General features: G+C 58.2%; 10 protein-coding genes. 8 read left to right on the top strand and 2 right to left on the bottom strand.

The window, feature by feature from the left end:
* The first annotated feature begins 206 nt into the window (after positions 1-206).
* From Q2941_RS33915 to Q2941_RS33930, 4 genes are all read left to right on the top strand, one after another.
* Positions 207-443, top strand: a complete 237-nt coding sequence (locus Q2941_RS33915) for a hypothetical protein (protein WP_458195157.1) — start codon at positions 207-209, stop codon at positions 441-443.
* 118 nt (positions 444-561) lie between these two features.
* Positions 562-753 carry a hypothetical protein gene (locus Q2941_RS33920; protein WP_458195158.1) on the top strand — a complete coding sequence of 64 codons (192 nt, stop codon included), beginning with the start codon at positions 562-564 and terminating at the stop codon, positions 751-753.
* A 518-nt stretch (positions 754-1,271) separates the two neighbouring features.
* Positions 1,272-1,457 carry a hypothetical protein gene (locus Q2941_RS33925; protein ID WP_458195159.1) on the top strand — a complete coding sequence of 62 codons (186 nt, stop codon included), beginning with the start codon at positions 1,272-1,274 and terminating at the stop codon, positions 1,455-1,457.
* A 259-nt stretch (positions 1,458-1,716) separates the two neighbouring features.
* Positions 1,717-1,980, top strand: a complete 264-nt coding sequence (locus Q2941_RS33930) for a hypothetical protein (RefSeq protein WP_458195161.1) — start codon at positions 1,717-1,719, stop codon at positions 1,978-1,980.
* Positions 1,981-2,160: 180 nt separating this feature from the next.
* Here Q2941_RS33930 and Q2941_RS33935 read toward each other — a convergent pair whose 3' ends face one another.
* Positions 2,161-2,412: a hypothetical protein gene (locus tag Q2941_RS33935; protein WP_458195162.1), complete on the bottom strand. Its 252-nt coding sequence runs from the start codon at positions 2,410-2,412 to the stop codon at positions 2,161-2,163.
* 357 nt (positions 2,413-2,769) lie between these two features.
* Here Q2941_RS33935 and Q2941_RS33940 point away from each other — a divergent pair, with 357 nt between their 5' ends.
* Both Q2941_RS33940 and Q2941_RS33945 read left to right on the top strand, forming a co-directional pair.
* Positions 2,770-3,012 carry a hypothetical protein gene (locus tag Q2941_RS33940; protein ID WP_458195163.1) on the top strand — a complete coding sequence of 81 codons (243 nt, stop codon included), beginning with the start codon at positions 2,770-2,772 and terminating at the stop codon, positions 3,010-3,012.
* A gap of 416 nt (positions 3,013-3,428) precedes the next feature.
* Positions 3,429-3,617, top strand: a complete 189-nt coding sequence (locus Q2941_RS33945; protein WP_458195164.1) for a hypothetical protein — start codon at positions 3,429-3,431, stop codon at positions 3,615-3,617.
* Between the two features lie 132 nt (positions 3,618-3,749).
* On the opposite strand, the gene Q2941_RS33950 is transcribed toward Q2941_RS33945, so the two are convergent.
* On the bottom strand, positions 3,750-4,541 hold the full coding sequence (locus Q2941_RS33950; protein WP_458195165.1) for a Crp/Fnr family transcriptional regulator: 792 nt from the start codon (positions 4,539-4,541) through the stop codon (positions 3,750-3,752).
* A 383-nt stretch (positions 4,542-4,924) separates the two neighbouring features.
* Between Q2941_RS33950 and Q2941_RS33955 the strand changes: the two genes are divergently transcribed.
* Together Q2941_RS33955 and Q2941_RS33960 are read left to right on the top strand one after the other, a co-directional pair.
* The gene (locus Q2941_RS33955; RefSeq protein ID WP_254097572.1) at positions 4,925-5,125 is read left to right on the top strand and encodes a hypothetical protein; all 201 of its coding nucleotides are present in this window, start codon (positions 4,925-4,927) and stop codon (positions 5,123-5,125) included.
* Between the two features lie 331 nt (positions 5,126-5,456).
* On the top strand, positions 5,457-5,639 hold the full coding sequence (locus Q2941_RS33960) for a hypothetical protein (protein WP_458195166.1): 183 nt from the start codon (positions 5,457-5,459) through the stop codon (positions 5,637-5,639).
* The last annotated feature ends 361 nt before the right edge of the window (positions 5,640-6,000 follow it).

Below are 6,000 nucleotides of genomic sequence, written 5' to 3' on the forward strand. Positions count from 1 at the left end.
TCCACGTTGGGAGCATCGGCCTGCGCGGCTTGAAAAATCGGATCGCAGGGTGGGACCGAATAGGGGGCGCGGCGCGCGCCTGTGTCTCAATTCCCACACTACAACCAAAAGGCGCCAGTTTGTCGCCTTTCGAACAGACGGGCCAAAGCCGACCACTCAATCCTATCAGCGTTCTTTGTGCTAGATTTGAGGGATCGCTGGCGAAAATGGAACGCTCCCTGATTACTGATATGCCGCGCGATAAATATGTCGAGCGCTGCAAGCAACGAGCCTTTGCCTATCTCGACCAAGGCGATTTTAGAAAAGCAGCCGCCTTGTTTGTTACCGATATGAACACCCGTCGCGATTGCGAACTACCACACCACTTGGCGATGCTCAGCGTTTCGCTGCTGATGAGTGACGATGCGCTCGGCTGGCGGGCGCTCATCGAAGGCTTGAGGTGATCATCTTCTGCCAGAGGTCCAAGGGGCATGGATCAGGTTAGCTCAAGATGAAGAACAATCATCCGGCGATGAGCCGCGTGACGTTGATGCCCTGCAATGCAGCGGGTGGATCTGGGCGATGAACTTTTCAAACTCGAAAGATGAAGGCCTGCTGTGGCTTTGGGAAAGTGTCCGGCGTCAAATTCTGGCGGACCGCGCGAGCGATGGACGTTCCCGCTGTGTTGGTGACAACCTACGCGCATACGCTGAATTGCTTCGTTCGGAATTGAACCAGCGGGAGCTAAAGTACACGCCGATCGATTGGTTATGAATAAAGTAGACCGCAACAAGACGCGCGATCAAAATATTCGGAGGCAACAACGTGCCGACCAACTTGGCTGCCTTCTTCACGGGTCTTCGCGACCGTTGTGGGAACGCTGCGCGATTGGACCAGCCAGAACTTTGGTCTAAGCCCGTCCCCGTAGATTTCCCAAGTGTGTCGCCGTCGCAGATCGGGTAGCGCTCCTTACCATGCGAGCCCAAACCAATACCCATCGACCACCTGCCTGCGAGAAATGCGAGCGCGAAATGATGCTCCTCGGACAATTGCCTTCGATCGGAGATCGCAGAGCCGTGCGGGTCTACAGGTACCTTCCCTGCCAGCGGATAACCTCTACGCCTGCTCAGGATTAAGTTGGGCACGGCACTCACGTCTCATTGTGCGCTGCGAACATCTTCGCCGTTCTTATGCATTGTCCGTAGTCTAACGGGCGTTGCGCATCGGCGTTATTTGGCATCTACTTCAGATTGAATTTTATGACGACCTAGTTTTCAGACGAGGGCGAATCATTGAGCGTCAAAGCCATGATGGTGACGATCCTCCAGAACCAAATGGCGTTACGCGGCGTGCACTCACTGACGCCATCTGACTACGAAGAAATCGTGGACTTGCTGATAGAGCGGCTCAGCGAGCTTGAACTTCGCTTGGCCGCGCTCGACGTAGCTGACAAGCAAGAGCCGCCGGAGCCTCGTTAGCCGTCTTTACTCAACACAAACCGCGCCCACTCGCGGGCGCAAGCGCTTGCGCCGCGTGGGGCGCGGAGGTTGATGCTCGCTTTCTCTGGCCGCGAGGGCGCTGGCACTGTCGGCGCTGGCCCCGTCGGGCACTGGCACTTGGCTCTGCTCTCGTGGCGCTCGTGGTGCGAGAGACCGTCTCGATCAACCCGGTCTTGATGTAGACCCACGCAGGCAGCTGACCCCAATACACGACTGGGTGAAAGGTGTCGGGCCAGCGGTGCTCGGCCTATCGGGCATCCACCGTTGTGCTTGCGCAGACCCCGAAACCGCCGCGCGCAAGCTCATCGAGATCGCCAGCGGCATCGAGCCCGTGCAGGACGGCCGCATCCATATCAAGAAGATCATCGCGCCGTTTCTGTACGCGCTGAAGGCCAGCGGCGAGGAGTTCGGTGCGGGCATCAAGGTGGCGGTCGATCGCGGCTGGCTCGAGCTGGACGAGAGCGGGACCTATGTGCGGTTGCTCAAAGACGTCGGCTCCTAGGGAGCAGCCGGCCCCGGCGTCGCACCCGGAAACTGGCCCAGCGGTCCTTTGGGCTGAACGCACGCGGTGCCCGCGCCCTGCGGGTCGAAATTAGCCAAAGGCTCCAGCGCGGAACGTTGCGGGGCTTTGCCCAACTTGAGTTTGGAAGTATTTCCCGGGCGAGATTCGGTCAGTGGGTGGTCAGCTGATCCGATCTTCGCTGTTCAGAATCGGGAGTTGGGATGCGGGTAGTGCTTCGCCGACCCCGGCCTTTGCGGCCTTGTCGTAGTGCTCGATAGCTAGGAGGTGGAGAGCCGCAGCTTTTTGTTGACTCAAACTCAGCGAGGGCCAGGCAACGCCAACGTGAACCGGCTTGATCACTGCCTCAGCGGTATCGTGGCGGCCGGAGCTGCTCCAGCCCCTCTTCGATCGCTCGCAGATCATCATGAACATATTTTAGTGCATGGCGCGGGTCGATGCTGGCTGCGCACTGGAGGTTTTGCAGCAACTGGCGCCGAAGCTCTCTCATATCCTCCAGCGCTCGCCGGTTCTTCAAACGCACGTGGACGGAAACGAGTGTTTCAATGGTAGACGGCATTGGAGGGTGCCCCCAAACAATGCATTGACCCTGCCTTAGTTGCCGATTTTTCCCGACATCGTTTGTTCCGCCGATTTCATAGGTGAATCTCCTAGTCCTAAATTCAATCGACATCGACATCATCAAGTAGATTGGCGGCGTAGGAACATTGGGACTAGCGCCCCGGTTGGAAGAGCGCGGTTCAACGCCATAGTTCTTGCCTGGAGGTGACGGTGTCGAGATTGCTGGTTTCGAAGGACGATCTTGAGCGTATCGCGCTGCAGGAGGTCCGCAGTTTTCCCGGCACCGAAAAGGTCGTCTCCGTTGAAATCGAATTAAAGCAAGGCGACAGCCCCGGCATGAACTGGAGGCTGCATGTGGTGGCACAGGAGGGCTGCGATATCGCCCGCGTGCAGCATGCCGCAGAGACCACGCGCGACCGGCTAAAACATCGCTATGAGATCCGCTTGAACTAGCTCCTCCGCGGGCGCTGAATGATTTCGCAACTCGGCAGCCGCATTGCACCAAAAGAAAACCTGGAAGGTCCAAGTCGTCGCCGCTGGAATTCTGACCTTGAAGCGCGAATAGCGAGTTGACCGCCGCATGTCGCAACGACCAGTGCGAGAGTTGCGCACAATCTCAGCGGTTGAAGTCGGGCTAACCTGAACTGAGTTGCGGCGGCTATTCAGCCGGGGAACCTGCCTCGGGAGCCGACGGGCCCTCAGGCTCACCGGCTCATACCGCGGAGTGCGTCGCCAGCCGCTTGCAGGTCCTGTGGACGGACAACTTCGGGAGCGGCCTGCCATCCGTTAAAGGCGGTTAATGTCCTCCGTCGAGGCCGGGTTTGGAGGGCAAGACATGCCGATCTACCTACATTTGCAAAACCCACGGTATGGCACCCAAAGCGGCTGCCCGTATTACAAAGGCTTACGAGCAGGCGTTGCATACCCTCAGCGTTAAGGATCGCGACGATCCCTTAACGGAAATGATCGCGAAGGCGATCATCAAAGTTGCGCAGACCGGCATTAAGGACCCCGCAGAGATTTCAGCGCTGGCGATCAAGGAACTGGAAATCCGGTAGGCGTCGATTGCATCGGCTACTGAATACCGCGCGCATTCAATCTCCGGAAACGCTGCAAACCAGTGGCAACAACGATCTTGAGATCGGGCGGACAAGGTCCGCTATTCTCCCTCCGACGAAGCGGCTTTGAATTCAGCACCCGCCAGCTTCGTCGACGACAATGGAGCTTTCCCGGAACGGCGCAAGGGCAGGTTGCGGCGCCGACAATTCCTGGCAATACATCCGATCGATTTTGCGCTGCATTGGCGCATAACAGTCGCATGCGACGCGCTCGAGCCGCGCCCGGTCGATCTTTACAAAGCCGCGCCGGTCGGACGGGATGGCGCCCGCCGCGCGAAGCTTGCTCATCGTCAGCGTCACCGTCGTTCGCCGCACCCCGAGCAATTGGGCAAGCGCCTCCTGCGTCAGCGGAAGCACGTCGTCGGGAACGCGGTCGTGGAGCTGTAGCAGCCACCGCGCCATGCGGCGATCCACCCGATGCAGCGCATTGCAGGCGGCCACGTGCTGGAGCTGCAACAACAGCGCGCCGGCGTGGACCTGCACGACATTCCTGATGGCTTCGCTTTGCGCATAGGCAGCCCGGAATTTCGCGACGGAAATCAGCGATGCTGCTCCGGCCACGCGAGCGATCGCGGTCACGGATGAAAGCGACGGGCCGAGCACGGAGAGCGAAGCCAAAGCGCCTTCCCGTCCCATCAAAGTGGTTGCGACGGTTTGCCCGTCGGGCATATCGAGCATGAAGGCGATCGCGCCGCTATGGGGAAAATAAACCTGGTCGAGCTGATCGCCCGACCGCACTAAGACAGTGTCGGGTTGGAACGAGACTCTTTGGAAGTGCGGCGTAAGCAAGCCCATATCCGCTGGCGGCAACGCCGCCAAAAGCCGATTCCCAAGGCTGGTCGAGATATTTAAGGCAGCATCCATGAATGTTATTTCGACTTAAAGCGACGCCCGGCCATGGACCAGTCTCTCTTGAGGCGGATTTTGTTCTTCTGGCGGCATCATTAGGAGAAGCAATTGCAAAATGCGTATGGGTAATACCGTAGGCGTTGAACGAGTGAGTTCCTATTCCCGGTACGGGGCATATGCATTCTCGGGCTTCTGGCCCTAGCCGGAGAGCCGTGCCGAACCGCCGCTTATGATCGGCTTAGGTCAGGGATTTATTCGGTCATATTCCCTAACATATGACATCACGCTCAGAATTTATCGGGCGTAGGCTTGACCATCACCGCTCGGATCGTGGCTTTTATCGGTGATGAGAACGCCGGTTGCGCTCCCGCCTTCCTCTCATGGAAAGGAGCAGCGCCGTGCAAAAGCGACGCCGTATCAAACAAACCAGCACTCTTGAACAGCGATTGCTCGAGGAGGCAGAGCGTCTACGCAAGCAGGCCCAAGGCAATCCGTCAGGCTTCGAACGCGAAAGGCTGTTGCGCCGCGCGCGCCAAGCCGAGACGGCCGCCCATGTCAACGAGTGGCTGTCGTCCATGGCATTGAAGCCGCCAACCTAATGCGGGGACGGTCCAATGGGCGATTATCGAGCATTCGTTTTGGGCGAGGATAGTCACATCTGCGATGCGTGGGCGTTTGAGGCGGCCAATGATGAAGCGGCGGTGAAGGTCGCGCGGCGCCTGATCAATCGTCACGGAATCGAGTTATGGCAACTCGATCGCAAGGTCGCAATCGTTTACCCCCGATGCAGTGGTGCGCGCTGCCTCCTGACTAAGTATTCAATAGCCCGCACCTGGCCCCTAGCTCTAACGGAACGGAGCAGCGTGCCTAAGAGCCGGTGTGGACCGTGAGGCATTGGCTTCAGATCGGAAGGAGACCGATGTGTCCCACATGATACTTACTGGCGCTGGCGTTTCGCTGGATGCACGCTCGTTCGTCGTTCTGGAAATTAACGATGAAGAAAACGCTTTTGAGGTCGCGCGACGGATCGCTGAAAGCACAGGACGTGAAGTGACCGTGCGCGATGCGACGTGGGTAGAGGTGATAACCATCCGGGGGGAAAAGAAGCACTGAGAAGCGCTCGGCCTAAAAGCAAGGACGCCTCAATTGGTGGCTCCTTTCGTATCGAATGTCACCTATTGATGCTGTGGATGGCTCCTCCACGGGCATCGCCAGCCGAAGTCGGCGATCAGTTCGCATTTGCGCGAATTTTGCTGACGCGGCATTTTCGACTTTTTCAACACAATCGGCCCGTCTGAGACATGCCTGCGCACGGTAACGATGTCTGGTCGCAGGGGATTGTGTTGCTAAACTCCGGTTGAGGCGACTCGCGAACCGTGATTCCGTTGGTTTGAGGCAGTCTCGCTCAAGTGAGCAGTAACTCTGCTCCAGGAGATCGACGGTGATGTGATGCAGCAGCGCAGTGAACCGTACA

The organism is Bradyrhizobium sp. UFLA05-153 (assembly GCF_054185185.1).